This window comes from Moorena sp. SIO3I8 (assembly GCF_010692325.1).
GTDB lineage: Bacteria > Cyanobacteriota > Cyanobacteriia > Cyanobacteriales > Coleofasciculaceae > Moorena.
Window position 1 is genome coordinate 48819 of the sequence record NZ_JAAHHW010000010.1, and the last position, 26854, is coordinate 75672.

Sequence of the window (26854 nt, forward strand, 5' to 3'; positions counted from 1 at the left end):
AGATTCTACCAGATGGTTTTACCTTTTCTGCCAAAATTTGTTGCAATCAATGCGGTTTGAACTTTCCGATCCAGGTGATGAGTGCGAGGAGTGTGGGGAATGCGAGGAGTGTGGGGATAGGGAATAAAGGGTTAAAAAAGTGTAAACTATTGATAGATTAATAGCATCAATAAAGTCAAAAGGGAGAGATGGGGAGATGGCCAGATGAAATTGATGTTTAGCCTTAATTTCCAGAATTGGTAGACTAATCACTATGGATCTGATTTTGTGTCATACCACTGCTGACTTTGATGCCCTAGGAGCAGCTGTAGGACTGACTCGCCTCAAGCCAGGAGCCAAAGCTGTACTAACTGGGGGGACTCATCCGGCTGTAAGAGATTTTTTGGCACTGCATCGGGATGAGTATGCCCTGATCGAGCACCGCTCTGTACAATTGGCTCAGATTAATTCCGTAATTATTGTAGATACTCAAAAACGCGATCGCTTAGGGAAAGCAGCTGAGTGGTTAGACTTACCACAGTTAAAGGCTATTGAAATTTACGACCATCATCCCGTACCCCAAACTGATATCCAGGCTACCTATACACAGATTGAACCTGTCGGAGCAACCACCACCTTAATTGTGGAGCAATTACAGCAATCCCAAATCCAGTTAACTACTGCTGAAGCCACGGTGATGGCATTGGGAATCCATGTGGATACAGGTTCCTTGACCTTTGACCAGACAACACCAAGAGATGGGGCTGCTTTGACCTGGTTAATGGAGCAGGGAGCTAATCTGCGGCAGATAGCTCAGTATGTTGAGCCAGGGCTATCTCCTCAATTGGAAAAATTATTTAGGCAATCTCTAGACCTTTTGCAGCGACAAACCCACTTGGGTTACACCATTTCTTGGGTATTCCTAAAGACTCCTGGGCATGTGCCTGGCTTATCCAGTTTGGCATCACGCTTACTAGAAGTAACTGAAAGCGATGCCCTGCTTTTGGGGGCTGAGTATAAACGAAAGTCCAAAGGGGAAACCTTACAACCGGCAGATTTACCAGTTGTAAGGTTTCAGGTTGAAGGTTATTCACCGTTGCCGGTTGGCGGTTTAACGGTTGAAGGTTCTGGAAATTATTATAACAAGCAAAATTTCAAAATACAACCTCCAAGCCAAAATAACCTTGAAACTCAATCCCAGACTAACTTTCAACCAAATAACCTTCAACCAAATAACCTTCAACCAAATAACCTTCAAGCAAATAACCTTCAACCAAATAACCTTCAACCAAATAACCTTCAACCTTCAACCGACACTAACCTACCCTACTCGAAGGCCAAGGGTGAACAACTGTCAACCTCAGTTACAAAGCTGACTATAATTGGGCGGACGCGAATTGAGGGGACGGATTTGAACCAGTTGTTGCAACCCCTAGGAGGGGGTGGACATTCCCAAGCCGCTGCGGTTACCTTACGAGACTGTGATGCCCAGACAATCCTAGAGCAGCTGGTCAACCAACTAAAAGACCAAATTCCCCAACCTCTGACCGCTCGGGATTTAATGTCCTCCCCCGTGCGCACCATTCGCCCCAATACCAAGATTAAGGAAGCCCAGAGAATTTTGTTGCGCTATGGTCATTCGGGGCTTTCAGTAGTAGATAAACTAGACCAGCTGGTGGGAATTATCTCTCGAAGAGACCTGGATTTAGCCTTGCACCACGGTTTTGGCCATGCCCCAGTCAAGGGCTACATGACGAAGGATGTTAAGACCATTACTCCGGAAACCTCGATGGCAGACATTCAGTCCTTGATGGTGACTTACGATATTGGGCGTTTACCCGTTCTAGAGGATGGGCAACTAATGGGGATTGTGACCCGCACTGATGTATTGCGGCAACTGTTTCAGGAAGAGTTGAAGGTTAAGCAGTTGAAGGTTGATGGGTCAAACCTGAAACCGGCTAACCTGAAACCGGCTAACTTAAAACCTCTGTTGGCTTCGCCCCTATGGGAACTTCTGACCATAGCTGCCGAGAAAGCTCAGGAGCGGGGTTGGCATCTGTACCTAGTTGGGGGAGCTGTCAGAGACTTGTTACTAGCGGATGGGAAAAAGCAACTACTCCTAAATGATATAGACTTGGTTGTCGATGGCTTTAACCGCTCAGCGGATGCGATCGCAGGAGTCACCCTTGCCAAGGAACTCCGTAAAATTTACCGTAAGGTGCGCTTGGAAGTACACGGGTCTTTTCAAACCGCTGCCTTGCTATGGCATAATGACCCGACATTTGGCTCCCTTTGTGTAGATATTGCCACTGCTCGTACCGAGTTTTATCCTTATCCCGCCGCCAATCCTCAAGTCGAAGCTAGTTCCATTCGTCAAGACCTTTACCGCCGAGACTTTACCATCAACGCCATGGCGGCAAGGCTGACAAAGGTTAATCCCCAATCTCAATTGCCCCTGTTGGACTTTTTTGGGGGTATGTTAGATTTGCGATCGCAAAAAATTCGAGTCCTACACGCCAATAGCTTTATTGAAGACCCAACCCGAATCTATCGAGCCGTAAGGTTTGCGGTGCGATTGGGATTTGACATTGAACCCCAAACCAAGGAATATATCCACTATGCCATTGAGAGTGGGGTATATCAGCGCACCCTAGCCGAAAACACCAAAGTACCAGCACTCCAAACCCGACTCAAAGCAGAACTTAACTATATGTTGCAAGCCCCCTACTGGCAACCAGCATTGCAGTTATTGTCCTCATTGGGAGCGTTGCAGTGTCTTCATCCTACCCTGACCCTAGATAAACCATTATGGTGGCGAGTGCGTTTGGTTGGGCGCTGGCTACAGAGATTTGACCCAAAGCAAACCTTAAGGCACTGGCAGATGCGTTTGGAAGTATTAATTGCTGATCTAGCACCAGACGAACGGGTTAAGGTAGCCAAGAATTTACAGTTGCCCGTAGACAGTGTTGAGCGTCTTGAAAAACTTGAGGGATGGCAAGCTGATATCCTAGAATCTCTAACAACATGCCAGCTCAACAGTCAAATCGTCCACATGTTGCGCGAGTATAAATTACCTACCTTAGTATTGATTGGGGTGTATAGTCCTAGAGCGATCCGACGTAAAATTTGGCAGTATCTCACCACTTGGAGGCATGTTAAACCACCACTGGATGGCAATGATCTCAGAACGTTAGGCTATAAGCCAGGAGCACAGTATCGGGAAATTCTGGATGCACTCTTAGACGCCACCCTAGACAGGGTGATTCAGGATCAGGCTGAGGCTAAAGCATTTCTGGCAATACACTATCCACCTCTTGAGAAAGAATAAGGTAAAAGGTAACAAAGCAAACCGACAACATAGAACAGATAATGCTAGAATTCATCCGGTCAGATCTAGCCGAATTAACGGCCTACACACCTCATCCTGGGGGCGAGGAAGGGAAAACACCAGAATCAACTGTTCCCCTAGATCGCCTGGATACTAATGAATGTCCCTTTGACTTACCAGGAGAGTTAAAGGAAAAATTAGCTTGGAGCTATCAACAGCTGATTCAAGCTAATCGATATCCCGATGGCGGACATGAGGAACTCAAAAATGCGATCGCAGAATACGTTAACGAATCGGCTGCCCTAGAAAAGGTAGTAACAGCAAACCAGATTTCCGTAGGCAACGGTTCCGATGAACTAATTCGTTCTATCTTAATTGCCACCTGCTTAGGAGGAGAAGGCTCGATCCTAATCGCTAATCCCACCTTCTCGATGTATTCTATACTCGCACAGACCTTAGGAATACCAGCAGTGAGTGTAGGGCGTCGGGAAGAAAACTTTGAAATCAAGATCGACGATGCCCAAGCAGCCATTGAACAGACCGTAACAGAAACCTCGACCCAACGACCACCAATACGAGTAGTATTTGTGGTTCATCCTAACTCTCCCACCGCCAACCCCTTGACTCCCCAGGAATTAGAGTGGTTGCGTGGTCTACCAGAGAACATTTTAGTGGTTATTGATGAAGCCTACTTTGAATTCAGCCAAGCCTCAGTAGTCTCAGAATTAGCCGACCATCCCAACTGGATAGTATTGAGGACATTTTCCAAAGCATTTCGTTTAGCCACTCACCGTGTTGGTTATAGCATCGCTCACCCAGAACTAATTGCTGCTCTGGAAAAAATTCGCTTACCCTACAACTTACCCAGCTTTTCCCAAGCTGCTGCTATACTCGCTCTCAATCACAGACAAACTCTGCTAGCATCAATTCCCGAGATTATCGCCGAGCGAGATAAGTTACTAAAAGCCCTATCAGAACATCCAGCCTTACAGGTTTGGCCAAGTGCTGCCAACTTCATCTACCTGCGTCTAGCACAATCCGGTAACGAGTCTACTAGCAAAGACCTGACTCAGGTAACTCAGGCTATGAAAGATCAAGGCACCCTATTACGTCATACTGGAGGAGGATTGCGGATCACCGTGGGCTCTCCTGAGGAGAATACTCGTACATTGCAACGACTACAAGCGGTCTTCTCCTAATTTACTTATACCCTAATTTACTCATACCAAGTTGCGGTCAAACGTACAACTTTCTCTTCCGCCTATCTCCCTATCTCCCTATCTCCCTATCTCCCTATCTCCCTATCTCCCTATCTCCCTATCTCCCTATCTCCCTATCTCCCTATCTCCCTATCTCCCTATCTCCCTATCTCCCTATCTCCCTATCTTTGGGCATGTTTGTCAGCATCCATTCGCAGAACTCACCTGATTATAGGTCAACTTCTCAAAGCTTAGCTCTGATTGCTCAAAACCGAACTTGAGTATTTATGCTCACTGCAAAATCGGGATGCACCCTATTCGTCCTCTGCGAAATGGGGAAGTTATCCAATTGATTACTAGGGAAATAAAGACGAGAGTGGCATTTAGAGGTAAGGCAATTAACAGTAAGGTTAAGGTGCCGATATTTTTTAGTAAAGCAATCATTATTTACTAGGGGAAGAACAAGGCAATGGAGCTGTTCATTGCCTTTTGTTTATTGTCTGATCGTAATTTATCTAGGTGCGTCGGATGATAGTTAAACCATCTCGCAACGGTAGTAACACTTGTTCTACTCGGGGGTCATCCGCTACAAACCGGTTAAATTTAGCGATCGCACTTCCATTGGCAGTCTGTTGCTCTGGGGGTAAATAAGGTTGTCCCTGAAGCAGGGTATTATCCACACAGATAAAGCCACCAGGAGTCAATACATCCCTGTCTAGCAAGACCTTGAAATAATCGACATACTCCTTCTTATCAGCATCAATAAATACCAAATCGAAGGATTCCTGGGCATCTGCCAACTTTTCTAGGGTTTCCAAAGCTGGAGCGACTTCCACTTTAATTTTGCTGCCGTGAGGAGATGCTTCAAAGCAAGCACGGGCAAAGTCGGCGACATATTGATCGACTTCACAGGCAACCAAGTCCCCATCTTCAGGCAAGGCTTCTGCCATGGCTAGAGCGGAATATCCAGTAAACATCCCGACTTCTAGGATGCGCTTTGCCTTAGTCATGTAGACAAACAACTTGAGGGTTTGTCCTTCAATATGCCCAGAGAGCATCTCTTGCTCCAACTGGCGCACGGTTTCTTCATCTGAGAAAAGCTTGCTCCAATCTTCTCTTGCCGTTTTCTGGGCTAAGGCCGCTAGGGCAGGAGACTCTGGAGTCGCACATTCTTCAAGGTAAGGATCGATGCCAGCGGCTAGGGCTAGTGCTTGTTGGAGAGACGCCATCAGAGAAGCGGGCACTTTCTCCTGTTCGGCCATCTCCACGATTCCTTCCAGCTGTTGCACTAAAATTCCTAAGGGAGTTACGGGCCTTGGAGTTGGGGGACTTTGTAATAGGTTAGTCATTTTTACTCCTTTTATTCAAGGCCGAGGTCGCTGAGGTACATTTCTGTGCCTTTTCCATCATCAGGAAAAGAAGAACATAATTCCTTATGCTTGTCAATGGCTAGTTGTAGCAATCCTGACGATACTTCTTGAGCGTAATCACAGGAACCAATCCCTGTTGGCAATGGAGCCCACAAACCCCCTTCTCCCCGCTTGCGCCGCATATTTTTCTGACCTTCAAGCATCAGGTCAATATCTTCTAGGATGGGGTGGTAAACAGACAGACCCAGAGAGCGACACAAAGCGATAATGCGATCGCGTTCTTCTGGTTTGACCCAGCCCATTTCTGCAGCTAAAGTCGCGCCGAACGCCATGCCAATAGTGACAGAATGACCATGCATCAATTTGGCAGCAGGTTCAAAGCGAGGACTCCAGGTGTGACCATAAGCGTGGGGACGGTCTTGGTAAGTCTCGAACATATTTGTTCCTTCATGCTTCATGTAGGAAAACAATGCCCGATAGATGATGGTATCAGCGATCGCTGCGAGTTTCTCATCGCCATTTATGGTCGCAAAGTGAGTTTCTACTAAGCGCGGACCGTATTGTTCCATTAACTCAAACAGAACCGGATCATCGGTGACTGCCATTTTAATAATTTCTGCCATACCGTTGCGGACGTGACCTGTCGCCAAAGTACGGAAGAAACTGCGGTCTACCAAAGTCATTACTGGAGGATGATAGGAGCCAATGCTGTTCTTGAATTGGGCACCATTGGTGCAAGTGCGGGGCGACGGACCAGCATCAATAGCAGCCACAACCGTGGTTCCGACCATAATATAAGGAGTGCGTCGGTGCTGCAGGGCGCAGGCAAGTCCAGCTACGTCACTCAGCACACCGCCCCCTACTACTAGTACGGGTTCGTTGCGGGACACGTCGCAGCCATCTTTACCTAAAAATTTCAGCAAGCGGTGGACGGTTTCGGGAGTTTTGTCAGATTCCCAAGCGCGGCAGGGCTGCAAGTTTAGAGGAATTTCATACTCCTCGAAGTAGCGGCGAATTGAGGCTCCGTAAAGCTCATCTACGGTCTGATCCACAATTGCCACACAACGACCGCGACGACTGTAAACCTCCGCCAAAGTGGGATTAGCAGGGTTGAAAACTCCGTCTACTAATTTAACTGTTGCCTTTAGCGCATAGGTAGCAGAGATTTCAAAAGAGCGACCGTCTCCACTAGCAGCGATTTCTCCATGACCGGTGTACCACTCTGAGGTACGGTACTTTTCTGGGTGGTGGAATTGAATAATTTGCTCTGACTCTGAAGGAGAGAGCTTTGGTGATGTTGCATTAGGTTTAGCTTGAACCATAATTGTGTTGTTTGGAGATTGCTTGTTTGGATGTACCGACTGCTATGGAAGAATTTACATGGCAAGGCAGATTTCTAGGTATATTTCCGTCCCCCTAGCCCCCCAATTTGCCGGTGCGACTCGCGGCGAATTTAATTCGACCACTGCAAGGGCACCGGGGCAGGGCACAAAAGCCTCAACTTCACCGAAAATTAGGGAAGCAACGGGGGATTTACCAAAACCAGACCATCTAAATTCATTCTTGAATGTCTTTATGCAAAGCGCGAGGGGGGAAAAACCCCTTTGGCTGTACCGGTAGTCACTCATGGTGGGGGAACCCCCGCATGAAGGCGCTACCTCGCTGCACTGCTTGAGCAACGCTAATTTTATATTTTCTTTAGATTTGCTTTGTAAGGAGTGACAACCTTAACCTTAGCATCGCTACTTAAGTATTGTAACAAAAATTTACAAATTTTCCTAGGGGTAGCAACAAATTTTTTTGGCTGTCCGGCAAAATTCATCCCACACCTATGCATAGCATAGGTGTGGGATGAATTTTGCACAGGGTATTAATAAAATTGCTATAATATATTCTGATAAACAAAGCCGTTCGCGCAGCGTGGCCAAAGGCCTTAAATGCTGGTTTGTCAGCCACTAAAAAACAGAACTTATTGTATTGTTCCGGCGCGGAGGGGCATCCCGTGTCGTTAATAAAGCTTACCGAGTATCCGAACCGTTGGGTGGAGTTGGTAAGAAGCCCACACTGTAATCTTTGATGAGCGTGTGGGAGTATGTCACAAAACTGTATTTCTAAGAACAGACTTAATGGACGGTCAAGGTTTAATAAAACCGGAGCACTGCACTGCGAATGATGGCAACACAGGCAGTCAGGACGAGTCTCTTCTAGGGTGAAGGGTGTCATTCCTTGTGGTTGACATTAGACGGCTATCCTATTAAGATAAGTATTTATTACTACTAACCTGCTGCTCGGGCTAACCCCACTCACAGTAGCCATACCCGTGATCATCACCCTCCTCAATTCCTGATTGCGACCGGTACAGCTGTTGTGCTAGTAGGGCAGTTTCAACCTTGGAAAAAATAGGTAGGGAGATGGTCGGGTGGTCAGATGGGGATAATTTTCGACAAGCGATGCAGGGAGGTAGCGCGGTGTTGGGGATCCCCCCCATGAGCGACTACCGGCTTGGTATTACGGGTTTTCTTGATGAGCAACTGCATCAAGAAAAGGTCATAGTCGGGGTTTTTGGCAAATTTGTTGAACACTAATTTTTGCTACTTAACATTTCTTTACCCACGTCAGTAGATTAAAGCAGACTAATTAGTATGGTGTCAAAGGTGCTTATTCGATTATTTTTAATCAAATTTAGTTTTATTTAGCCATTTACCTATCCTTATATCCTCTTATCTCCGAAAATCATTAACTTATTGCCTGTTCAAGCTGTATTGACTGTGGTAACAGGGGCTGGGGTGGTTCACGCTTTCCAAATTTTGTTCAGGGTAAACACATTTTAGTTACAAATACCTACTGGATATGAGAGTCATAAAATAAGTATTTTTACTTATTACTTCTGATTAAGGTTTCGAGAATTTAGATGGGTTTGCCCTGGGGAGACTTTCAGATAGCATCCCCTGCAGCTGAAGGAAATTGGCTCTAATCTGATCTAAGAGGAATCTATTAGGCATAAATTAACCGTCCTTTGGGAGTTGGGACTTAGTAAATAGTGCCTCAAAAAAAAAAATTACAAAAATTTTAAAAATATGCTATGATATTAATTTTTTTGTGCTATACTGAAATGGTGGACAAGAAAATCCACGGGAAGAGCCAGCCTAGAGTTTTCGTCAGGCTGGAAGGCTGGCTCTGGGTCACCTTTACAGGAGATAACTTAATATTATGTCCCATCGCCTATACCCATGGGTGGTGGTTCGGTTGTTACGACCGATGCCACCAGTGGTTTTCGCTCGCTTCGAGAACCCTGCTGATGCGAAGGGCTATGTGCAGGTTCTGAAACTGCTGATGCCTGGTGCCAAGTTTCTACTTTTTTTTGACCACCGAGTAATTCCGTAGCACAGGCTTCGAGGCTGTGAGATAGGGAATCGTGAGTAAGGGCTGGGGGAGATGCAACTTATCCCAACATCCTCTCCAGTTCATCAAGATCTGCCCGAATCTCATCCTCAAGCGATCGCAATTTTTCTAAAATAACCTTTGGTGGTTCATATTCCACCTCTTCATACTCAATCTCTTTGTAGCGATTGTAAGCATATGCGCTACGCGCAGGCTACGCCAACAGCTATCAGCTAATGCATCCCAGGAGGGCATTAGGCTGACGGCTGAATGCTTAGGCAGTTTTCAGATTACTTGATTAATCAAAGGGTTGGGCACGGGGAAACTCCGCACCCAACCCTTGTAATCCTTGCAATTGAAAATTGCGATTAAACGACAGCAGGCTCCTGCTCGGCAGACTTAACTTTACTCAAAAGCTCTTGCAATTTGTCACCCTCAATTACTTCCGTGTCCAATATTTCTTTAGCAATGGTTTCGAGCAACTCCCGATTCTCGTTCAGAATCGCTAATGCTTGTTGATGACCTGTTTCGACAATCTCTTTGACTTCATCATCAATCGCCTTAGCAGTTTCATCGCTGACATTGCGGCGGGGATTCATCATCCCATCTCCGAGAAAGCTTGACTGCTGACCTTTCTGGTAAGCTAACGGTCCGAGAACTTTACTCATGCCATAGGTGGTTACCATCTGCTCCGCTAAATCCGTAGCTCGTTGGAGGTCATTGGAAGCGCCAGTGGTAATGCTATTAAACACAATCTCTTCTGCTGCCCGTCCACCAAGTAAGGTAGCAATCTGACCTTGGAGTTCTTTCTCGTCCATTAAGAAGCGGTCTTCTGTAGGCATTTGCAAGGTGTAGCCTAGTGCTGCCATCCCCCGTGGCACAATCGAGATTTTAGCGACTTTACTTCCACCAGGCATCAAAGCACCAACTAGAGCATGACCGACTTCATGGTAAGCAACGATGGTTTTCTCTTTGTCATTGAGTACCCGGCTTTTCTTCTCTAGACCAGCCACTACTCGCTCAATCGCTTCCGCAAAGTCTGCCTGGGTTACTTTTTCTTTGCGGTTGCGGGCAGCTAACAGCGCTGCTTCATTAACCAGATTAGCAAGGTCAGCACCAGCAAAACCAGGAGTACGAGTTGCGATCGCTTTTAGATCCACATCCTCCCCCAGCTTCACTTTCTTAGCATAGATTTCTAGAATTTTCAAGCGACCGGATAAATCGGGACGGTCTACTAACACTTGTCGATCGAATCGTCCTGGTCGTAACAGAGCTGGATCTAGGGTTTCAGGGCGGTTAGTGGCTGCTAGCACAATTACCGTAGCATCACCAGCAGCAAACCCATCCATTTCCGTTAGCAACTGGTTGAGGGTTTGTTCCCGCTCATCGTTCCCACCAACAAAACCAGAACCACTAGCACGGGATTTACCAATAGCATCCAACTCATCAATGAAAATAATACAGGGAGCTTTCTTTTTGGCCTGTTCAAATAAATCCCGGACTCTGGCAGCACCAGCACCAACAAACAGTTCTACAAACTCAGATCCAGAAATACTAAAGAATGGTACACCAGCTTCCCCAGCTACTGCTTTAGCCATTAGGGTTTTACCCGTTCCAGGAGGTCCAACTAATAGCACTCCTTTTGGAATTCGTGCTCCTATGTTAGTAAACCGTTGGGGCGTTTTAAGAAAATCCACAATTTCCTGTAATTCAGTCTTGGCTTCTTCTACCCCAGCCACATCATTAAAGGTAACTTTAGTGGTATCATCTTGCACATAAACCTTAGCTTTACTCTTGCTAATAGACAAAGCACCTTGGGGTCCACCACCACCAAAACGCCCTGCAAAAAACTGCAAAATGCCAACAAAAATTAGTGGAGGTATCACCCAGCTGAGCACGATGGTAAACCAGCTTCGTTTAGGGGGAGGAGCAGCAGCAAATTCTACTCCTTTATCTTCTAACCGTTGGGGTAACTCTAGGTCATAGATTGGGGTCGTGATCAGAATTTGTCCTTGCTGTTCAGTATCAGCTTTGAGCTGATATTGGATTTGGTCTTGCCCAACATAAACCCGCGCTACCTTTCCATCTTGGACTTGGTCAATAAACAAGCTGTAGGGTACCCGAGGGATTTTCGGTCCAAAAAACCCAGGCAAGAATAAGTTAGCTACGAGAAATAAACCCCCTAAAAACAAGAGAATATTGCCAATTAGGCGAGATCGAGGGGGTTGAGGTTTGTCTTTAATACTCATAGATGCAACGTAGTCTTTGTTTAAAATCTTTTTCTTATAGAGGGTGAAAGCCCTCATTCTTAGCCTACCAGGGTAGGGTTAAAAGTTATAAGCTGTCACCCATTTAAATTGTGAATTGGGGAGATGGGGAGATGGGGAGATGGGGAGATGGGGAGATGGGGAGATGGGGAGATGGGGAGATGGGGAGATGGGGAGATGAAATTGATGTGTAGCCGTGTGAGCGCAAAAAATTTGTATTAACTATCAAATCCCGGACTTACCTTATAGAGTTGACTTATCTACCATTTCCAAATAGATCATGAAATTCCATTTACCTATTACCTGTTCCCTTTTTATATCAATCCTAGTTTGATATTTCAAATTAAACTACTATAGTTACCTGAAATAGTTATAGCGTTTATCATAGCTATGATGTACAGATTTTTTTTTCATTATTACCTATTCCCTGCTCCCTGCTCCCTGCTCCCTGTTCCCTAAAAACCAGAAATTTGGACTTCACTCGTGAAGATAATTGCTATATATTCAGAAATAGACTTAGACGGCTTCCAACCAATCAAAGATTTGATCTAATTGATCTAATGTAATTAGTCCGTATTGCCAAAGAATCATGGGTAAAAAGGTTGGGCTTGGTTCGCCCTGGCGTAGTGCCAGGGCAATGGAAGCCCCAGGAATCTCTAAGTCTTCCTGTAACCAGCGAATCAATTTAGTGAGCACTGAATACTGCATCGACCTCTGGTTTAGGAATTGGGCAGAGAGTTGCTAGCAAAAGCATCCATGGCATAGGCCGGAGTGCGATCGCTATAGTCAGTGTCTTGACCAGTGAAGGATTTGGCCAGTTTGTTGAAAGACTCACTACGCCAGTTGCGCTCATGGATGGGCTTGGTTTGCTCACCACGGAAGTAAGCTTGAGTACCAATTAGCGCCCCAGCAGTCCAACCAACAATTAACAGTGCAATTACAATAGTCATCATTTTCTCCTTTGTGTTTTTTACAAGCTTTGGGTCAAACCGTTAAAGCATTGCTTAATCTGTCAAATGCTTCAAGATTAGGAATTGGGCAGAGAGTTGCTAGCAAAAGCATCCATGGCATAGGCCGGAGTGCGATCGCTATAGTCAGTTTCTTGACCAGTAACGGATTTGGCCAGTTTGTTGAAAGACTTACTACGCCAGTTGCGCTCATGGATGGGCTTGGTTTGCTCACCACGGAAGTAAGCTTGAGTACCAATTAGCGCCGCAGCAGTCCAACCAACAATTAACAGTGAAATTACAATAGTCATCATTTTCTCCTTTGTGTTTTTTACAAGCTTTGGGTCAAACAAGTAACCAATGGTTTAGCTGATACCGAAGGCGGTCAAAATTAACAAGCTGACTAACAAGCTAGCTATCGCACCTTGGGAAATATAATTACGCTGCTGTTCTACTGAAGGGAAATCTGCGTAGTAAATCTCGGTTTCAGGAGCGTAGTTGTTGAGCACTCCGGTTTCATCAACGGTGGTGTACATAGTGGACTTGGTAATGGTGTTAGTGCTGAAAGTCATTTGGTTTTTTCTCCTTTCGTCTATGTTTTACGAGGTTTGGGTCAAACCCTTAAAGCATTGCTTGATTAAAGTGTCAAATGCTTTGTTATTAGGAATTGGGCAGAGAGTTGCTAGCAAAAGCATCCATGGCATAGGCGGGAGTGCGATCGCTATAGTCAGTTTCTTGACCAGTCACGGATTTGGCCAGTTTGTTGAAAGACTCACTACGCCAGTTGCGCTCATGGATGGGTTTGGTTTGCTCACCACGGAAGTAAGCTTGAGTACCAATTAGAGCTGCAGCAGTCCAACCCACAATTAACAGTGCAATTACAATAGTCATCATTTTCTCCTTTGTGTTTTACGAGGTAGTGGTCAAATAAGTAACGAATGGTTTAGCTGATACCGAAGGCGGTCAAAATTAACAAGCTGACTAAGAAGCTAGCAATAGCACCTTGGGAAATATAATTACGTTGCTGTTCGGGTGTTGGGAAATCTGCGTAGTAAATCTCGGTTTCAGGGGCGTAGTTATTGAGCACTCCAGTTTCATCAACGGTGGTGTACATAGTGGACTTGGTCATGGTGTTAGTGCTGAAAGTCATTTGGTTTTTTTCTCCTTTCGTCTTTCTGTAAATAAATATAACACTATGTAACTTTTTGTTTCAATATCTTGACAGATACTTTTTGTAGTGCATACCGTATAGAGTCAGGTGTAAAAACCCGACAAAAAGGTAAAAAGCCTAAGTTGTGAATAGTTAACAACAGTAAATAGGCGTAATTACTGCTAATTACGCCTATAAAACCAAATAATGGCTGATAATCCTTATTTATAAGTGTTTAAATCTAAGTGTTTACGTCTAAGGGTTTAAGTATTAGTGTTTAAGTTCTTACTTTCGGCCTATATCTTTAGGAATAGATGGCATCCCCCCAGCCCGATCCTAGTCAGCCTTTAGATAATGAGGAGTTATAGCGCTACGCTTAGCGTCAGAAGTCAGAAGTCAGAAGTAAGCTAGACTCACGTTTCGGAGTTTAGGAGCGACTGCATCGCTTTCTTCTCCCCCACACCCCACACCCGGTCACCCTACACCCCACACCTGACGTCTTTGTAAAAAACATACCCTTGAAAGGGCAAGGATCATGCCCTACCCTTATTGATTACCCCTACAATTGATCACTCTTGTAACAGAGTCTTAGATACAATTCTGGTTTTCTTACGATCAGCTTCTGAGAGCTCTTCCCCAGTTTGCAAAATCGTAGCATTGGTTTGCAGTACCGTTGCAGCTCCTTTATCCCCCATCTGGATAGCGGTTTTTGCCGCAGTTTGTAACATGGTGGCAGCCCCGGCGCGATCGCCCTGCTGTAATTTCGTTTCCGCAATTTGAGTCTGACGGTATTTAGCTAAAGCTAGAATATGCTTCTGTACCTCAGGATTGGGAACTGGTTGATAACCCTCCTGGAAATTTGCCTGAACTGGCACGATTTCCGAGAGTAACTCTTGTCCACCACTGGATGGGTCATCATATCTGACTTGTACATGGGCAATGGTTTGACGACCCTCTGGCATTTTACCAACATACAAGTTAGCGAGAATCACCCGTTTTGAATCAGTCATCAAATCTCCCAAACGTACCATAAAGCGATTGCCTTCTGATTGTGCTGGGAGTTCAATGGCATCTGGTTCTACTTGGGCAATGGGTTTAAGTTCTGCTAACCTCACTTTTGGCATTAAATCCAACAACAGATAAGCATTAGTTAAGCCAACAGACTGCATGCGGTTGAACAAACGTGCAAACTCACTCAGGGCTTGCTCTGGTTCTTCAATGTAAGACAAGCTACCAGTAGCAATATCCGAAATTTTTTCCAAAATATCTTGGTTCCAGTTGGAACCGAATCCCAGACTGTTAATAGTCAAGTTATTTTCAGCAGCCAGTTCAGCTAATTTTATGCAGCTTTCATTATTTCCATGTTCGTTTTCCCCATCAGTGAGCAGAAACACCTGAGATACCGTGTCTTGTTTAGCTTTAATTAATTCTTTAACCCCTAGCTTTAGACCTTCATCAATGGCGGTACCCCCATCAGCCGCAAGTCGGTTAATCTTTCGTTTGATTTGGTCTAGGTTGCCCATCGGTTGATTGCGAACTAGCACTTTGGCTCTGTGGTCAAAGGCCACAATCGAGAGGCGGTCATCCGGTTGCAGGCGCTCAATTAACCCCACTGCTGCTTGCTTGACAGTTTCCAGGGGCTGCCCATGCATGGAGCCACTGTGGTCGAGTACCAGACACAAATTCAAGGGTACACTTCGACTAGAGGAAGCAGCGATCGCAGAAATCGCCACGGATAATTGACGCTGACTACTCGGTTGATTAGCATCAATATTAGTATCGTTAAGGGCTGGGTGCAAACCAACTTTCATCTGTCCGCCTCCCGGTCGTCTCCCGCTATAATCTTTGATTTAGCGGTGAGAGGAAAGGGAGGACAGGGTTTAAATCGTATAAGCATAACCATCCTTTCTGTGAATAAACTGACAATATTTGTGGCTAATTCCCTGTACTAATCCTGATTTAGTGGAGATATTGAAAGAACCCGATTTTCGAGTTGCGACTCTCCCCACGTAAGTACCTATTTTTTTACCTTTAGTTACCACAGCACGAACAATGTCCCCTGTTTGGAACCCTTTATGCACTTTGGTTCTTGAGCAGTAACGAATGGGGAATCCGTACTTGTTGGTTCGACAAAGTTGACGAGTGCCGTGACCTTTGGCGGTAATTATCAAAGGATGGGTTACTTCGATAACCAATGTTTCAATTTTTCCGACGTTTGCAGCATCTAACCAATGAGTCTTAGGGAGGTTTTGGCGACATCGGTTAAACTTAGTCAATCCGCCGCTACCAACTTCGACAGGCAACCCAATAGATTTTAGTTCATGGTACAACTTCCAGCGAGTCGCATTAACAGATGCCGCATCAGCTAAAGGTCGTTTTGCTTGAGCTTTAACCCGCCTCAAGACATCAGGCTTTCCAGACAAGAAATGCTCAACCTCCTGATTAGACTTAGCTTGATTACATGAATGACACGCGATAGCTAAATTATAAACTCTATCAGAACCGCCTTTAGATAATGGCTTGATATGCTCAATCTCTAACTGAGTATCTGTTGTCCCACAGTAAGCACATTTACGATTCCATTTTTCAAGTAGATACTCTCGAAGCTCGTAACCGTAAAGCGTACCTTGCTGATACTCGATCCCAGATATTTCAGGATTTTGCAGTTTCTGAGTATCAAATCTAACCAACTCTTGAGAGAACCCTGTAATGGGACATAAACGAGTTAGTTTTTTGACCCAAGTTAAAATGTTGTAAACTCTAGACATCAGACTAGGAGCTAACCAGCCTTCTGACCATGGTCGGTTAAGAAACCTGGGCTTGCGATACCGAGTTTTACGATTGCGACGGGCGCGCCTTAACTGTCTACGAGAAGTCAAAGCGTCTCTAATTTGAAAGCCTCTATGGGTAAGTTCACCTCCCCAAACCACTCTGCTATTTTGAACAATGGCCAAACCACTTGTTTTTGCACCAGGGTCTATTTTGAGCTGATGAGTATGAGTTATTGGCTCTTCTATTTCCTCCGTTAAAATTATAGTAAATGGGTAACGACGATAGACCTTAGCTTTGCCTGTCGAAAGTATAATTCTAGCTCTCGCCGGTTTGCAGGGGTCTAAAGGTTGTCGATTTTTATTTAGTACAAATACACGCATAATTGTGTTTCCTCCTATTGCTAGGGTAAAGTTAGCTTCGTCAAAGTTATTTCTCGGTACTTTCCTGATCGCACTGACTTAACTCAACTAGGTCTGTTTAACGACCGGGTTCTAGAGCTGGGGACTAGCTACGCATCCCCAGGTAGGACTTTAACTCTTGGAAATAACGGAGTTCTTATAGAACTTAGACTGGTCAACTATGAGCTTTTCACAAGCTCCCGCTATAGTCTTTTCGCGCAGCGGAGGCCGTAGGCCACGCGGGGCGCGTTCGGCTACGCCGAAAGACTTAGCGGTGAGTTATTGACTTTAGATAGCTCCTCAGGCAGCAAGGGTAATTGATTATGGGTGTAGGCAGTTTTCCCCTATGTTACACTTTTAACCTTCAGGGGGCTAACCGACACGAAGAAAATCACGAAGAAAGTATGGCAAGCTACACTGGTTAAAGATAGTGCCATTATTGCAGCCCCAAATATCATGAAACGACCCATCCAGGCTGTTCAATCCACCTACTATGGTAGACCTGCCCAGCGGACACCGCCACCAGACTTACCCTCGCTGTTGTTAAGTGAGCGGATTGTATATTTGGGTATGCCCTTGGTGAGTGCGGTAACAGAATTAATTATTGCCGAACTGTTGTATTTACAGTACGACGACCCAGACAAGCCCATTAAAATTTACATCAATTCCACCGGCACATCCCGTTACGATGGCCAACCCGTGGGTTTTGAAACCGAAGCCTTTGCCATCTGTGACACCATAAATTACATCAAGCCCCCTATCCACACTATTTGTATTGGTTCAGCCCTTGGGATGGCAGCGATGCTCCTCTCCGCAGGAACCAAAGGCTGTCGGGCAAGTTTACCCAATGCCACTATTGTCCTACATCAGCCCAGGAGTTATGCCCAGGGTCAAGCCACGGATATCCAAATTCGTGCTCAAGAAGTTCTGACCAATAAGAAGACGATGCTCAATATCTTGTCTCGCAATACCGGTCAAGACCAAGAAAAAATTGCCAAGGATATGGATCGGTTCCTTTACATGACACCTCACCAAGCCCAAGAGTATGGTCTGATCGACAGGGTGCTAGAACCTCAAGAGCTTGATACTCCGATTCCTGCTGGTATTACTTAAGTTGTAAGTTATCAGCAATCAGCAATCAGCAATCAGCAATCAGCAATCAGCAATCAGCTTATGCGCTACCCACAGGCTAGAAGCCTGTGCCACGCAAGCTACTTGAGGTGCTATCACCTTCCCACAATCTAGTACTAACTCGGAGCAAATTATGCCAATTGGTGTGCCCAAAGTTCCCTACCAGATGCCAGGAAGTCAGTATACTGAATGGATTGACATCTACAACCGTCTCTACCGGGAACGGATTATTTTTCTAGGCAAAGAGGTTGATGACGAAATTACCAACCAAATCATTGCCGTCATGCTATATCTCGACTCTGAAGATAATAGCAAAGATATCATACTCTACATAAACTCTCCTGGTGGTTCAGTCACCGCAGGCATGGCTATTTATGACACCATGCAGCATATCAAATCCGATGTAGTAACCGTTTGTGTTGGTCTAGCTGCTTCCATGGGGTCTTTCCTGCTAGCTGCAGGTAAAAAAGGAAAACGGATCGCCTTGCCTCACTCCAGGATTATGATTCACCAACCCTCTGGGGGAACCCGTGGACAAGCTACGGATATTGAGATTGAAGCTAGGGAAATTTTGCGGATCCGCCATCAACTCAATGAAATCTACGCCCAAAATACTGGTCAAGCCCTAGAGAAAATCGAAAAAGACATGGATCGGGACTTTTTCATGTCAGCCGATGAAGCCAAGGAGTATGGCTTGATTGACCAAGTTATTGACCAGAGAGCACCCTAGAGTGTTGGTCTGGTAAATTTGATCAGTACTTAAGCCGCCAAGCCGGTTATTAACGGTAATTACACTTTGATTTATAACCAGAAACCCCGTTGTAACCGTCTTGGTGCGTAATCGCTGTTTGATGATCTGGTGATCAAGTATTATAAAGGGAAAAGTAGTGACATTATTCAGCAGGGTACTCTATATATAGGAAACAGAGAAACAGGTAAGTCTGTCTAAACGCTTATTGATTGCTTATCCCATTGATGAATCTGGCTGATTGCTATCGCTTATTGGGTGTCGGTCCAGGAGCGAAGCAGGTTGAAGTAAAGGAGTCTTATCGGCGTCTGGCACGTCGGTATCATCCTGATATTAACCCTGGAGACAAGCTTGCCCAAGAAAAGTTTATTCGGTTTACGGAGGCTTATAAGCTTCTCCTCAGTGTTATCAAAGAGTCTGACCGTGAACCAGTATTAACCTCCGCCACTAGCTTTGGTAATCAGAGTAATCAGCCTGAGGACTCACATCCGGCAACCTCAACTTGGGTCACGCCTAAGCCACCATCCGTTGAATTCAATCAACCCCTATCAGCAGTTGAACAACAGCTGAAGTGGGATTCCTATCATCAACTCCAGCAATTGCTTCGAGAGCGACGGTTGATGAGAGCGATCGCATTAGTCGAAGCCTTGGCCCAAAGAATGCCCCAAGACCCAGAAGTGCGTCAGTGGCAAGCGATCGCTTATCAAAGTTGGGCAAGACACTTGCTTAAACAGCACAAGCTCGATAAAGCTAGAAATTATCTCAGAAAAGCCCTCAAGACTGACCCCTACAATAAGTCTCTGTGTGCTCAGATAGAACAGGATTTTCTTGTGATCGAACAGATGATATAGCAATTCTTATTTGGGTGAGGTACTTTCCTCCTGGGTTTTAGGGAGCAGGGAGCAGGGAGCAGGGAGTAGGGAAGAGGGAAGAGGTAAAAAATTCTGTATGAGAAACGCTATATAGGGTTGGTATTGGTCAAGATGTAGTGGTTTGGCTACGCTCTGGTACTGGTGTTGCGATCGCAACTGCGCTAAATACACGCACGCTACTTGAGGTGCGCACACTACACGAACGAGGTTTATTTTAAGCTGACCGCTGACCGCTGACCGCTGTTCGCGTAGCGTGCGCGTAGCGCATATGCTTACCTACGAAATTCAGCAACGCCATTCCGGATTCACGGGAAATTACCAGGGAATTAACAAAGGGTTTGGAACATAAGCGTTAAACCTTTAAAACTTTGAAACGTTCAACACTTCCAACTCATTACCTGTCCCTATCAAAATTGTTCGATCGTACCTGCAATGGATAACGCTCATGCATTAGTTGTTGGCATCGCCAACTATCAAAACATCAACCAACTCCCAAACACTATCCTCCAAGATGCTCAGAACATTTACAACCTGCTGATTGACCCGGAATACTGTGGCTATTCACCTGAGAGGGTGCAATTACTGCTAGATACTAAAGCAACTAAGGCAGCACTCAGTGAGGCATTAGCAAATCTAGCCCAACAGAGTAACAAAGACTCTACCGTTTTGATTTATATTTCCAGTCATGGGGGACAGATTAAAGAAGGTGCTTACCAAGGAGAGTACCTGTTACCAGTAGACACAAACCTGACATCCGGCGGATCATTATTAGCTCAAACTGCCATTTCTGGCGATCAGTTTACCGAGGCTCTACGGGCGATTCCAGCTCGGAAATTAGTCGTTGTTTTTGACTGCTGTCATGCTGGCGGCATTGGTCAACCCAAAGATGTGGATGGGTCTACCCTTAAACAGGGCTTACCAGAAAAGTATTATGACTCCCTCACCCAGGGACGAGGTCGGGTTATCCTCGCTTCTTCTCGCAGCAGTGAACAATCCTATGTTTTACGGGATGCTGAAAATAGTCTGTTTACCCAACACTTGCTGGCTGGGTTGAAAGGGGGTGCGATCGGTTCAGGGGGAGTTATCCGTATCCTTGACCTTTTTAATTACTTACAGCCCAGAGTTACCAGTGATCAGGCCAATCAGCATCCCATTCTCAAAGCTGAGATTGAGGACAACTTTCCCATCGCCCGTTACCGAGGAGGAAAGGCGGAAACGCCAATGCCTCTAACTTTGCCTAGTGATGATTACGAGTACGATGTCTTTATCAGCTATCAAGCCAAGGGAGAGGATAAGCCTTGGGTGCGCAAGGCGTTGCTGCCTTACTTGGAGTCACAGGGGCTAAAGGTTTATCTTGATATTAGCTTTCCCTTGGGCGTACCTATAATTACCAGCATCGAAGGTGCTATTGAGCGAAGTCGCTATACTCTTGTGGTACTTTCCCCAGCTTACTTACAGAGTAGTTATGGTCAGTTTGAGAACGTGGCGAGTCAACATTTCGGACTAGAAGAAAGTCAGTATCATTTAATACCGATTCTACGGGTCGAATGCACGCCACGACTGGGACTGCGCATGCTCCCCTTGTTGGACATGACTGATCACGATGAGTTTGAGACTAACATAAAACGCTTGCTTTACCAACTGTGGCAGCCCCCATCGAGGAGAAATGGTTGATGGAAAAACCTAAAAAGTACCCTCAAGGATACTGTCAAAGCCTGAAATAGCCACTACAATATAGTTGTCATTTAATCTAGAGATCTCTTTAGAGATTTCAGTGTTTATTATAGGTTTAATACTTCAGGCTTGTATCTGCATCAAACCAGAATTTCCTATAGGTAAGGATTAGGATGCAGGCTACAGAATACGACCTCTTTATCTCCTATGCAGATGCTGATCGAGCTTGGGTAGAAGGCTATTTACTAGATGCCTTGCAACAGGCTAATGTCCGCTATCTGGTAGAAACTGCCTTTACTCCTGGTGCGCCTCGGATAGCAGAATTTGAGCGTGCTATTGAGCAAAGCGATCTCACGTTACTGGTACTCTCTGATGCCTATCTGGCCAATGATGTCACCGAATTTATTCGTTTGCTAGGTCAATCCTATGGCTTAGACAAAGGGATTTGGCCAGTTATCCCTATGATCAGGGATGAAACTCTGGAATTGCCCCCTAGCCTCAGTGCTCTCGTACCACTGAAGGCAACCGATGAAGATGAATCGGAAAAGGCAATTGAACGCTTGTGTCAGGATCTACAACGTTCAGTGCCTGACGCTCCATCTAAACCAGAATGCCCTTATCTTGGCATGAGACCCTTTAGTGAGGAAAACAGCGATCGCTTTTTTGGGCGTGATGATGACGTAAAGATACTCGTAGACCGCTTGCGTCATCATAATTTTGTGAGTGTAATTGGTCCGTCAGGTAGTGGAAAATCTTCCTTGGTATTTGCAGGTCTAATTCCGGCTTTAGAGCGAAGTGGACTTTTTGGGGATGGAAAGTGGTTAATTCGCAAAATCCGTCCTGGTGAGGAACCTTTGGCGGCTTTAAAAACAGCATTAGGAAGTGACCTAGCTGATCCAACCTTAGCAGTTACTACAGGTTTAGCGACTGAAGACAATGCTCGACGATTACTTTTAGTGGTAGACCAGTTTGAGGAAGTATTTACGCAAGCTGAGCAAGAAGCAGTACCTTTTCAAGATGTTTTACTGGGTCTACTGGAAATTCCTGACTGCTATGTAATTTTGACCGTCAGAGCAGACTTTTATCCTGAACTAATGGAGTCTATGCTATGGGACCAGATTCAAATATCTCGGCTGGAGATTGTTCCTCTCAATGCTGAGGGATTGCGTGAAGCCATTACCAAACCAGCCGAAAAAGTCAAAGTTTTTATAGAGTCAGTGCTAGTAGAGCGTTTGGTGGCAGATGCTGCTGAGGAACCAGGAGTTTTGCCCCTAGTGCAAGAAGTAATGGTGCAGTTATGGGAGAACATCGAACGACGATATCTGCCCCTGAGAGCCTATGACACCCTAGTACTGAACAGCACAAGCTATGAAAATATAGATGGTAGCAACCGTAAAGGATTGCAGGCTGTAATCGCTAATCATGCTGATTCTACTGTTTTCAAACTGCCCGAAAAACAACAGCAGATAGCTCGTCGTATCTTCCTACGCTTGATTCAGTTTGGTGAAGGAAGTGTCCATACTCGCCGCCAGCAGTCAGTTGAACAGTTACGTTCTTTTAGTGATGACCCAAGACTGTTTAAAGAAACATTGAACCATCTGACAGATTGTCGCCTGTTAACACTGAGTAGCCCTCAAGTCCGGTCTAGCTTTACAGAGCCAATGATGAAAGAGGCAATGGAATATCTAGCAGAGAATCAGCCGCTAGCGCTCAGTGGTAGTTACAAAGTAGCTAATTCCCAGACAAACTCCGATATCTATGTAGATATTGCCCATGAAGCCTTAATCAGTGGTTGGCCAGCTCTAGATATATGGATTAATCAACGTTGGGAGGCAGAACAAATCCGTAGAAGGCTAGTGTACAGAGCTAAGGAATGGGAACGGCTTCAAGGTAAGGGTGGTTTACTCGACGAGGTTGAGCTAGCTGAGGCGGGGCGCTGGTTGAGTAGTCCTGATGCTGATGAGCTGGGCTATGATGAGATGCTACTTGAACTGGTAGAAGTGAGTGATCGGGCTATTCAGGAAGCTAAAGAGCGGGAAGAAGCAAGGAGACAACGAGAGTTAAAACTGATTCAAGAAAGGCTAGAGGAAGAAAAGAAGGTACGCAAGGCAGTTCAGAGTAGAAACAGAACTTTAATCTATGGCATAGGGGGAGTCGTTACAGTAACTCTGGGGCTTATGATAGCGCTAAAAGTAGCTTCTCAGCGCCAGGTTACTACTCTGGCTCTTTTGTCCGAATCTCAACTTTCTCGAAATGACCAGCTTGAGGCACTGATGGTAGGTGTAAAGGCAGTCAAACAATTGAAATGGTGGATGCCGAATCGTATCCACGTTCAGGCTGTAGCAACTCTACAACAAGCTGTTTATGAAACCCAAGAACTTAACCGATTGGAAGGACATCTGGAGAGTGTCAATAGTATTAGTTTTTCTCCAGACGGCAAAATTTTGGCTTCAGCTAGTGATGACCATACAATTGTGCTTTGGAACCAAGATGGAAGCAAGCTTAACACTCTCCGAGGACACAAGAGACGGGTTAGAGGTATTACGTTTAGTCCTGACGGTAAACTTCTCGCTTCTGCCAGTGCTGATAAGACTGTAAAACTCTGGGATTCGGATGGCAAATTGCTCGAAACTGTTGAGGCTCATGATAGTCATGTCAATCATGTTAGTTTCAGTCCCAATGGTCAGATGTTTGCCTCAGCTAGCCGTGATGGCACAGTCAAGCTCTGGCATTTTACAAGAGGTAAGCAACAGGGGACAGAAAACGAAGAACAGTTCTCTTCTTCTCCTGTTTGCTGTTCAGAGTTAAAAGTTTCAGACTTGTGCAAAAAAGCCCATGATGATTGGGTCAATTATGTTAGTTTCAGTCCAGATGGTAAGATATTGGCTACTAGCAGTAATGATAAAACCATCAAACTCTGGAACGTGAAAGAATGCTCATTACTGAAATCTCTCGAAGGCCATGAAGATTATGTCACAAGTGTCAGCTTTAGTCCTGACGGTCAAATGCTTGCCTCAACCAGTCTCGATAAAACAGTGAGACTTTGGAATGTGACTCAAGGTAAGTTCCTCACCTCACTTAAGCATAACCACCTAGTGAAGACTGTCAGTTTTAGTCCTGACGGTAAAATGCTTGCATCTGGGAGTGATAAAAAGGTACTTTTGTGGGATATAGAGGGTGGGGTGTCGGATATCGAGCATAAACCAGTGGCAGTCCTAGATGGCCACAGCAATGATGTTAGCACTGTAAAGTTTAGTCCTGATGGTAAACTCATAGCATCGGGTAGCCTTGACAATACGATCAAGTTTTGGAGTATTGAAGCTAATCACCACATTATTAGATACAATAGGGGTATTGATGGTGCCCGTTTCAGTCCCAATGGCAAAATTATTGCTATCCCTGCCTGTGATGGAAAGATCTACCTTTCGGATTCTAAGGAAATTACCTCTAGAGCGGGAATCCTAGATTCCGAACCTCATGGGGAGTGTATTAAAAGCATCAGCTTTAGCCCTAATGGTCAGAGATTAGCCTCAGCAAGTGACGACAACACAATTAAACTTTGGGATGTAGCTAAACATAAGTTACTCGAAACCCTTAATGGGCATAATGATTACGTCACGAGTGTCAGTTTCAGTCCCAATGGTAGAATCTTAGCATCCGCCAGTGGTGACCAAACGATTAAGCTCTGGAATGTTGAGAATGGAAAATTACTTAACACCCTGACAAGAAAGGGGAAAGATAGTTTCGATTTCACGAGTGTCAGTTTCAGTCCCAATGGCAAGCTGTTAGCCTCTGGGAGTGACGACTCAAACATCGATATTTGGCGTTTAGATGATATTAAGAAGAGTCGAGATAGTAAGCCACTGAAAACTTTTAAAAAACACCAGCAGGAAATTGCCGCTGTCAGTTTTAGTCCTGATAGCAAAATGCTTGCCTCTGCTAGTTGGGATCGCACCATCAAACTCTGGGATGTGAACAAGGGAGTAGAAATTGAAACATTCAATGGACACAGAGGTGGAGTGACCGATGTAAACTTCAGCAGGGATGGCAAAACCCTAGCTTCTAGTAGCACCGACAAGACACTTAAACTCTGGAGTGTGAAAGATGGTTTTCTAATCAAAACCTTGCCAAGCCATCAAAGTTTTTTCAAAAGTGTTCAATTCAGTCCAGACAGCAAGGCTTTGCTAAGCAGCGACAAGAATCAAACGGTGATTCTATGGAACTTAGATCCAGAGCATCTTTTGCAGGAAGGATGCGATCGCCTACAGGACTATCTAAAAACAAATCCTAAGGTCAAAAAGAGCGATCGTCAAATTTGCGATAATCTCTAGAACAGATTTAACCGAACCTTCAACCCTGTCACTAAATTATTTTCAACCGAATTATCATCAATATTAATTAAGTAGCGTACTGAAGCCGTCACAGCAATATTTTTATTGGGTCGGTAGATTGCCAGCGCACTAACTTGAGGTCGTACATTCACTTCGGACCTGCCGGAAAAATTCTGGTTAATTACAAGAATCCGAGAGTCCAAAGCTGTTTCTAGCTTAGGTGTAACATCATGACGTAGGCGTGCTCCCAAAGTGTTTTGAAAGAGATTATTATCTCCTCGTGACCCTACTCTCAGTTCGTAGAACGAATTCAAGCGCAAATTAGTTGCTAATTGGTCGTCTCGATCTACAAGGAGTTGAGCTGAATTTTCAACTAGTAATGAAAAACGTTTTAATCGCTGGTGTACATATCCTAGCTGAACATAAGTACCTCGTGCTACTTGCTGTCGTACTGCTAAGTTAAGATTGAGGAAATTGTAATCAGGTAAGAAAGACCTCACTACCAATACTCTTCCAGCCTTGGCAGAAGCAATTAGACGGGTTTTTGGACTTAGCTTCGGTGTTGCTAGAAGTCGAACACTGTTGACAAATAATAACGCTGTGTCAAAGCCAAATTCAGTATTAGTAGAAACTGAAGATTCCAAAATCAACTGGATATCTGGTTGACGGGACGGACGTGGACGAAGGATAACCTGAATGTCACCGAGTCCGTCACAGACATTATCTAACTGCTCTACTTCCTCGTTGTCAGATTCGAGAGGTTGACGCAACGGACCTGAACGAGGGAGAATCCGAATGTCACCGAGTCCATCACAAACATTATCTAACTGCTCTGTTTCTTCGTCGTCGGATTCGAGAGATTGATTAGTAGTGGCTGGGGAATTTTGGACAAAAAGAGTCTCTGAACTTTGTAGAGCAGGTTCTATAGCAGTAGAGTCTTGATTCCCAGAACTCCAGGTTGGATAAAGAGAACTGCTAATTACTTTCAGAGGTATAATCACCGAAACTGATTCTGGTAGATTTTCTACATAAATTCCTATATCTTCAATATTTTCCAGCGTAGGTTGTTCTAGTAACTCTGCTTTGGAATTTGCTTTTGCACTCTGGGTTAAGTTATAAATAACCCAAACAGCTAGAGAACAAAAGACAAAGTAAAGTACTCGCATAATTTTCAATTCAATACATGATTTATAGTTCATATCAATGCTATAAACTGTCTCTAAAAAAGAGTTATTTTATCTGGGTTTAACTGATTTACTGTAAAATTGAAGATGTTTTTTAATCTGGAATTATAGAAAGTTGAACTA

Annotated in this window: 23 protein-coding genes; 9 read left to right on the forward strand and 14 right to left on the reverse strand. The window is 44.9% G+C overall.

Going from position 1 to position 26854, the window contains the following annotated elements; all coding sequences use genetic code 11:
• Positions 1–253 precede the first annotated feature (253 nt).
• The 3 genes from F6K51_RS06225 to F6K51_RS06235 are packed head-to-tail and all read left to right on the forward strand — an operon-like array spanning position 254 to position 4735.
• Positions 254–3307 (forward strand): CBS domain-containing protein, encoded by a 3054-nt coding sequence (locus F6K51_RS06225; RefSeq protein WP_293018938.1) that lies wholly within the window; start codon positions 254–256, stop codon positions 3305–3307.
• A 41-nt stretch (positions 3308–3348) separates the two neighbouring features.
• Positions 3349–4506: a histidinol-phosphate transaminase gene (locus F6K51_RS06230; RefSeq protein WP_293018939.1), complete on the forward strand. Its 1158-nt coding sequence runs from the start codon at positions 3349–3351 to the stop codon at positions 4504–4506.
• Between the two features lie 31 nt (positions 4507–4537).
• Positions 4538–4735 (forward strand): hypothetical protein, encoded by a 198-nt coding sequence (locus F6K51_RS06235; RefSeq protein WP_293018940.1) that lies wholly within the window; start codon positions 4538–4540, stop codon positions 4733–4735.
• A 286-nt stretch (positions 4736–5021) separates the two neighbouring features.
• Here F6K51_RS06235 and F6K51_RS06240 read toward each other — a convergent pair whose 3' ends face one another.
• From F6K51_RS06240 to F6K51_RS06250, 3 genes are all read right to left on the reverse strand, one after another.
• Positions 5022–5855, reverse strand: coding sequence for a class I SAM-dependent methyltransferase (locus F6K51_RS06240; RefSeq protein ID WP_293018941.1), 834 nt, complete (start codon positions 5853–5855; stop codon positions 5022–5024).
• Between the two features lie 11 nt (positions 5856–5866).
• Positions 5867–7198 (reverse strand): sedoheptulose 7-phosphate cyclase, encoded by a 1332-nt coding sequence (locus F6K51_RS06245; RefSeq protein WP_293018942.1) that lies wholly within the window; start codon positions 7196–7198, stop codon positions 5867–5869.
• A 1101-nt stretch (positions 7199–8299) separates the two neighbouring features.
• Positions 8300–8458, reverse strand: a complete 159-nt coding sequence (locus F6K51_RS06250; RefSeq protein ID WP_293018944.1) for a hypothetical protein — start codon at positions 8456–8458, stop codon at positions 8300–8302.
• Between the two features lie 628 nt (positions 8459–9086).
• Here F6K51_RS06250 and F6K51_RS06255 point away from each other — a divergent pair.
• Positions 9087–9260, forward strand: coding sequence for a hypothetical protein (locus F6K51_RS06255; protein ID WP_293018946.1), 174 nt, complete (start codon positions 9087–9089; stop codon positions 9258–9260).
• A 365-nt stretch (positions 9261–9625) separates the two neighbouring features.
• Here F6K51_RS06255 and ftsH4 read toward each other — a convergent pair whose 3' ends face one another.
• From ftsH4 to iscB, 9 genes are all read right to left on the reverse strand, one after another.
• Positions 9626–11506, reverse strand: coding sequence for an ATP-dependent zinc metalloprotease FtsH4 (ftsH4, locus tag F6K51_RS06260; protein ID WP_075906153.1), 1881 nt, complete (start codon positions 11504–11506; stop codon positions 9626–9628).
• A gap of 534 nt (positions 11507–12040) precedes the next feature.
• Positions 12041–12232: a DUF2949 domain-containing protein gene (locus F6K51_RS06265; protein WP_293018949.1), complete on the reverse strand. Its 192-nt coding sequence runs from the start codon at positions 12230–12232 to the stop codon at positions 12041–12043.
• A gap of 11 nt (positions 12233–12243) precedes the next feature.
• The gene (locus F6K51_RS06270) at positions 12244–12474 is read right to left on the reverse strand and encodes a hypothetical protein (RefSeq protein ID WP_293019005.1); all 231 of its coding nucleotides are present in this window, start codon (positions 12472–12474) and stop codon (positions 12244–12246) included.
• A 77-nt stretch (positions 12475–12551) separates the two neighbouring features.
• On the reverse strand, positions 12552–12782 hold the full coding sequence (locus F6K51_RS06275; RefSeq protein WP_198954069.1) for a hypothetical protein: 231 nt from the start codon (positions 12780–12782) through the stop codon (positions 12552–12554).
• A 54-nt stretch (positions 12783–12836) separates the two neighbouring features.
• Positions 12837–13043 (reverse strand): ssl1498 family light-harvesting-like protein, encoded by a 207-nt coding sequence (locus tag F6K51_RS06280; RefSeq protein WP_070393417.1) that lies wholly within the window; start codon positions 13041–13043, stop codon positions 12837–12839.
• Positions 13044–13131: 88 nt separating this feature from the next.
• Positions 13132–13362 (reverse strand): hypothetical protein, encoded by a 231-nt coding sequence (locus F6K51_RS06285; RefSeq protein WP_198954070.1) that lies wholly within the window; start codon positions 13360–13362, stop codon positions 13132–13134.
• A gap of 52 nt (positions 13363–13414) precedes the next feature.
• Complete coding sequence (locus F6K51_RS06290; protein WP_365939914.1) at positions 13415–13621, reverse strand: ssl1498 family light-harvesting-like protein; 207 nt, start codon at positions 13619–13621, stop codon at positions 13415–13417.
• Positions 13622–14190: 569 nt separating this feature from the next.
• A complete protein-coding gene (locus F6K51_RS06295; protein ID WP_293018951.1) occupies positions 14191–15432 on the reverse strand; it encodes a VWA domain-containing protein in 1242 nt (413 codons plus the stop codon).
• Positions 15433–15501: 69 nt separating this feature from the next.
• Positions 15502–16773: an RNA-guided endonuclease IscB gene (gene iscB, locus F6K51_RS06300; protein WP_293018953.1), complete on the reverse strand. Its 1272-nt coding sequence runs from the start codon at positions 16771–16773 to the stop codon at positions 15502–15504.
• 474 nt (positions 16774–17247) lie between these two features.
• On the opposite strand from iscB, the gene F6K51_RS06305 reads away from it, so the two are divergent.
• The 3 genes from F6K51_RS06305 to F6K51_RS06315 all read left to right on the forward strand — a co-directional run bounded on the left by F6K51_RS06305 (position 17248) and on the right by F6K51_RS06315 (position 19521).
• Positions 17248–17904 carry an ATP-dependent Clp protease proteolytic subunit gene (locus F6K51_RS06305; protein ID WP_070396724.1) on the forward strand — a complete coding sequence of 219 codons (657 nt, stop codon included), beginning with the start codon at positions 17248–17250 and terminating at the stop codon, positions 17902–17904.
• A 151-nt stretch (positions 17905–18055) separates the two neighbouring features.
• Complete coding sequence (locus tag F6K51_RS06310; protein WP_070393421.1) at positions 18056–18652, forward strand: ATP-dependent Clp protease proteolytic subunit; 597 nt, start codon at positions 18056–18058, stop codon at positions 18650–18652.
• 245 nt (positions 18653–18897) lie between these two features.
• The gene (locus F6K51_RS06315) at positions 18898–19521 is read left to right on the forward strand and encodes a DnaJ domain-containing protein (RefSeq protein WP_293018962.1); all 624 of its coding nucleotides are present in this window, start codon (positions 18898–18900) and stop codon (positions 19519–19521) included.
• A 6-nt stretch (positions 19522–19527) separates the two neighbouring features.
• On the opposite strand, the gene F6K51_RS06320 is transcribed toward F6K51_RS06315, so the two are convergent.
• Entirely contained in the window at positions 19528–19737 is a 210-nt protein-coding gene (locus F6K51_RS06320; protein WP_293018964.1) for a hypothetical protein, read from the reverse strand.
• Between the two features lie 237 nt (positions 19738–19974).
• On the opposite strand from F6K51_RS06320, the gene F6K51_RS06325 reads away from it, so the two are divergent.
• Entirely contained in the window at positions 19975–21216 is a 1242-nt protein-coding gene (locus F6K51_RS06325) for a caspase family protein (RefSeq protein WP_293018966.1), read from the forward strand.
• 173 nt (positions 21217–21389) lie between these two features.
• On the forward strand, positions 21390–25547 hold the full coding sequence (locus F6K51_RS06330) for a TIR domain-containing protein (RefSeq protein ID WP_293018968.1): 4158 nt from the start codon (positions 21390–21392) through the stop codon (positions 25545–25547).
• On the opposite strand, the gene F6K51_RS06335 is transcribed toward F6K51_RS06330, so the two are convergent.
• Complete coding sequence (locus F6K51_RS06335) at positions 25544–26713, reverse strand: hypothetical protein (RefSeq protein ID WP_293018970.1); 1170 nt, start codon at positions 26711–26713, stop codon at positions 25544–25546. The two genes, F6K51_RS06330 and F6K51_RS06335, sit on opposite strands and share 4 nt — an antisense overlap.
• Positions 26714–26854: the final 141 nt, after the last annotated feature.